Raw genomic sequence first — 2,531 nt, forward strand, 5'->3', positions numbered from 1 at the left:
GGTATCGCCATCAAACCAAAGCTGCACGGAAACATAATACTTGCCATAGTTGGGATACTTGATAACAGGGCTCACAACCGAAGAATTATTAGCAGCGCCTAATCCAACAGGGTCACCAAAATCCCACCATACGCTGTCAATGATGTTTTTATAATTAAGGTCTAAATGAACGCTATCGCTACAGGCAGAAAGCACCTCAAAAGGAGGGGGCATGAGCTGGTTTGTACTAAGGCCAGGGAAAGATGCAAACAAACTCCAATCGGGAAATGTGTGAATATTCATTTGTACTTGAATATTATTTGAATCCTTGTCTTCGGGGTTTACAATTCTATGTAGATACTTGTTTGAAGAATCGTTATTAGTATTATTAAAACTTGATGATGGACTTTGAGTAAAAATTGAAAAATATATATTTCCATCAGGTGCTGATTGTGCATCAAGAAAATATTTGTGTTCAAATAACCATATTCCAGGAATATATTGAGGTAAAGGTATTTCCAAAATACTATTGTAAAACTCAATGGAATCTTTTGAAAAAAGATCACCACGAAGAATTTTTAATGGCTGATTTGGTTCATTTGTTTGATTTCCAAAAATGTAAACATACCTTCCCTGAATTGTCGTACTTATTTTTAAATTTTCCAATCTTAAATTGTACTTGTTAGGAAATATAGTATATTTTGGACTTTGAAATATATTTTCAAAGTTAAATGAATTTATATGTTTTGTTTTTACAATAAATGTGTGAGGTAACTGATTCAGTTGAAAAAGGTTACCAAAGGTATAAATATTTTGATTAAGTGGATGATAGAAATGGAATAAATCAGGTGCCATATGAAAATTTGGTAAAAATTGCTGAGTAGTAAGGTTATGATTATTAATTATGTTGAAGCCAGTTGTATCAATAGAAACCAATGTTGCAAAATGAGTAATGTCTTCTTTTGGCAGTAAAATTATATTTTTATCTAAAATTGGTATTGGATTAATATTTATTGGCCTTTGAAAATTATAAAGATTACTTATTGGAGAATTTGGTGCATACGTATCAACTGAATCAATAGAAATAACTGTATTGTTTAATAATTTTATTTTATTTAATCTTATCTTAAGGTTATTTGTCCATCTAGGCGGATAGAATTCTCCAAATACATAATAATGAAGTAATGTATTTTCATCTACATCAATAAAAAATGAAGGTTTTGAATTATTGTGAACCAAGTGAGTACTTAGCATATAGTTATGAACTTCTCCTCCAGAAATTAATGTAAAATCTTTATCATAATATTTGCCATTAAGAAAATAAATAATTAATTTGCCATCTTTACCACAATATACAGAACTTTGATTAAGATCATTATTGTTATTCATTACTGCTGTCCATGGTGTGCTAAAATAAGAAACCTGAGGTGTAGTAAAATCCATACCCAATCCTTGCCCAAAAACCCATTGCTTGGCTTGGTGTTGCGCCAAGCCAGGCAATGAGAAATGTAATGCAATAAAAAATAGTATATACCTTTTCATTTTAATAAACAATGATTTTCTGAGTATTTGTTTTTTGCGTTTCTTTATTTTTTGCGGATACTACATACATGCCAGGCTTAAGCAACAAAAGACCCTGCTTTATATTCAAACCTTCATAGGTGCCTATTCTTTGTCCTAAAGTATTATAGACAACATAATCATTTTTTTGAATAAGAACTTCATCCTTTGCGATCACAATTTCTGCACTTTGTTTAGAAATAGTTTCGGGTAATCCCGTAGGGTTTTGAACTATGTAATGGGGGTTGGCCTGTGCATTGGCTATTTTAAAATGAATATTATCGTCTGTTCCCCACCAGCACATGGCATATTCCCAATCAAATCCGCAATTTCCTGAAATGGAGGGATACAACTTATCAGGCCATCCCATAGAACCTGCATCATTTACCTCTTTAAAATAGGCATCAAAAGTAACGGGAGCATAAAAAACTCCCCTTCCAATTACATCAAAATTACCAGATATATGTGTTGTACTCCATATTACATCATGATAGTCTCCTGTTGTAGCAATTGCAGGCATTTCATTATCGCCTGTAAGACCGCCAGATATCGTTCCCCAACTACTTTCATAACCATGAATCACTCCGCTATTGATCCCTGAGGCAACAAAATAATTCAAATCTGCACCTAATCCAAGACCATCAATTCTTGGTCTAATATTATCAAAAGGGCTAAAAACAGCAAAAGAGCTTGCAAATACTGGACTCATCGGAAGTGAAAGATTTTCAATAAAAACATCAATAGCAAAATTTCCTGGAATAAATGCATCTTCCCCTACAGCAACAATATTTAACTCCTCTTTTCCTGTCCAAATATTTTTAATATAATTAATATCAGGATGAAATCTGCTCGCACTATAGGTTCTCAATCCATTGAAAAGAGGAACCATGTTTGCCTGACCGAAATTTGTACTTAATGTTCCCAATCTATAGTACAAATCATGCCCACTTGAATTGTCTTTATACACTACTGCAATTTCTTCCGGAAAAGAT

Annotated in this window: 2 protein-coding genes; both read right to left on the bottom strand. The window is 32.8% G+C overall.

All coding sequences use genetic code 11. The features are described 5' to 3' along the window. Positions 1-1,521 (bottom strand): hypothetical protein (locus DES35_RS11315; protein ID WP_147269361.1); only part of this gene is annotated, 1,521 nt, incomplete at its 3' end. A gap of 1 nt (position 1,522) precedes the next feature. Continuing rightward, positions 1,523-2,531 (bottom strand): T9SS type A sorting domain-containing protein (locus DES35_RS11615; protein ID WP_170125751.1); only part of this gene is annotated, 1,009 nt, incomplete at its 5' end.

Source organism: Schleiferia thermophila, assembly GCF_003337435.1.
Classification (GTDB): domain Bacteria; phylum Bacteroidota; class Bacteroidia; order Flavobacteriales; family Schleiferiaceae; genus Schleiferia; species Schleiferia thermophila.